Genomic DNA, 2,486 nt, shown 5'->3' on the forward strand with positions numbered 1-2,486 from the left:
CGCCCGGACGGCGCCGCCCCGGCGTCCCGCGGCGGAGGCCGCACGCGGCGCCCGTCGGCGGGCTGAGGCCCGGGGGCCTGAGCCCCCTTTACGCCGCGGGGGCTGAGCCCCTCCCTACGCCGCGGGGGCTTGAGCCCCCCCCGGTGCGCCGCGCCCCCCCGCACGGACCCGCTCCGATGGACGTCGCCCCTCCCGGCCCCGAGGCTGGGAGGGAGCAGCGGAGGCCGGCCGGGTCGGGCGCCGGCCGGGCCAGGGAGCGCACGGTGGGGAAGCGAGACGGGGCGGAGCACCCCGGGGACCCGGAGCACCCGAGCGCGCTGTGGCGCGCCGCCTGCTGGCTGCCCGCCCTGCTCCTCGTCGCGGGCGAGGTCTTCGCCTTCCTCACCCCTCCCAACTACAACTCCGCCCCCTTCTTCTCCGCTGCCCCGCTCGTCGCCGCCTCCCTGCTCTCCGCCCGGGCCACCGCCGTGACGGCGGCGATCGCCGTGGTGGCGTCCGTGGACATCACCGTCCACCGCGGCTCCCCGAGCACCGGCGAATCGGTCACCGAGAACGTCACCGTGCTGACCGTCTCCCTCCTCGCCCTGGGCATCAACCGCGTCGTGCGCCGCAGCGACAGCCGCCTCCGCTCCGCCCGCGGCATCGCCGAGGCCGCGCAGCGGGCCGTCCTGCCCGCCCCGCCGGCCCGGCTCGACGGGCTGCGCGTCGCGGCCCGGTACGTGGCGGCGCAGGCCGACGCGCGGATCGGCGGCGACCTGTACGCCGTCCAGGACACCCCGCACGGCGCCCGCCTGATCGTCGGCGACGTGCGCGGCAAGGGCCTGGGCGCCGTGGAGGCCGTGGCCGTGCTGATCGGCGCGTTCCGCGAGGCGGCGGAGGGGGAGCCGACGCTCGCCGGGGTCGCGCGGCGGCTGGAGCACGCGCTGCTGCGCGAGGGCGGCCGGCGGGCCGGCATCGACCAGTTCGAGGGCTTCACCACCGCCGTGCTGGCGGAGGTGCCGCACGGCGACGCCCCGGTCGTCCGCCTGGTGAACCGCGGCCACCCGCCCCCGCTGCTGGCGCATCCGGACGGCACGGTGGCCGAGGTCCCGCCGGGGGCGCACGCCCTGCCGCTGGGGATGGGGGAGTTGGGGGATCCCGGGGATCCGGGGGATTCTGGGGAGGGGCCGGACCGGGTGGAGGAGCGGGCGTTCCCGCCGGGGGCGACGCTGCTGCTGTTCACCGACGGGGTGACGGAGGCGCGGGACGCCGCGGGCGTCTTCTACGACCCGGTGCGCCGGCTCGCCGGGCGGCGGTTCAGGAGCCCGGACGCCCTGCTCGACCACCTCGTGGCGGACGTCGACCGGCACACGGGCGGACACGGCGACGACGACATGGCCCTGCTCGCCGTCCGGCGCACCGAGCACCACCACCCGTCCGTACCGCGCCGCACCGCCGCCACGCTGCATAACGAGTGACACACCATCAGTCGATATCGTCCGCAGATCTTGCCAACGGGCCCGTGGATTCACGCTTTCGGCTTGGAAACAACCAGCCCTGTCTATTAACGTTCGATAACGCAGCGCGTTCCTCACACCGCCGCACAAAGCGGCACCGCGCGCTTTCGCCGAATCCCGTGGGTACGGGCCCGTGGGCACGAGAGGGGACCGGGGAACCATCAGCCCTCGGGATCGCACCGGGCCGCGCCCGGCCCGTAGGCGGCCTCCCTGTTCCGCACTCTCCCAGTTCCCGCACGACCCGGGGGACCCCCACCGCCGACGCGGCAGGCGAGAGGGAAGGAAAGGAGAGCGCCCCCGTGGCGTCCAACAGGTCCGCAGGCGGAGACGGTTCACACGGCTCCTGGGCGGAGTCCCCCTACGGGGACGAACCCGGCTCCTCCCCCGTCGCGCCCCCCTCCGGCGGCGTCGACGGCCCGCTCGAAGCGCACGGTCCGTACGGCTCCTTCGACTCTTCCGGTGCCCCCGGCTCTCCCGGTGCTCCCGGTGCTTATGACGCTTACGGCGCCTACGACACGTTCGACGCTTCCGGCACGTACGACGCGTACGACGCCTCCGGCTCCTACGACGTCTCCGGTGTGCCCGGTCACGTCGATGTCGCGGCGGAGTCCGGAGCCGATACGGAACTTTCCGTTCCGGCGGCCGGGCCCGGCGCGGAGTACGAGCCTCCCGTCCGCGGCCGGCACCGCGTCCCCAAGCAGCGCGGCGGCTCCATGGCCCGCGGCGGCGCGGTGCTCGGCGTCGGCGTGATCGCCGCGGTCGGCGCCGGCGGCATGGCCAACGCGCAGGAGCGCCCGGCGGCGATATCCGTGCCGGACGTCGGCCCGTACCTGATCGACGACGGGGACGACGAGGCGGACGACGCTCCGGAGGCCGCCGCCGAGCGCGCCGCCGCCCCGGCGCACGCCACGTCCGACGCGCCCCAGGCTGCACCCGCTGCACCCGCCGGCCCCGCCGCGTCCGAGGGATCCGACGGTTCCGACGCCGGCG

The 2,486-nt window shown here is 76.4% G+C and carries 1 protein-coding gene and 1 pseudogene; both read left to right on the forward strand.

All coding sequences use genetic code 11. The features are described from left to right. Positions 1-263 precede the first annotated feature (263 nt). Positions 264-1,457 carry a PP2C family protein-serine/threonine phosphatase gene (locus JNW98_RS35425; protein ID WP_372459408.1) on the forward strand — a complete coding sequence of 398 codons (1,194 nt, stop codon included), beginning with the start codon at positions 264-266 and terminating at the stop codon, positions 1,455-1,457. Between the two features lie 338 nt (positions 1,458-1,795). Then, positions 1,796-2,486 (forward strand): annotated as a pseudogene (locus tag JNW98_RS36785) (hypothetical protein); the annotation flags it as partial.

Source organism: Streptomyces huiliensis, from assembly GCF_020037025.1.
GTDB classification, from domain to species: domain Bacteria; phylum Actinomycetota; class Actinomycetes; order Streptomycetales; family Streptomycetaceae; genus Streptomyces; species Streptomyces huiliensis.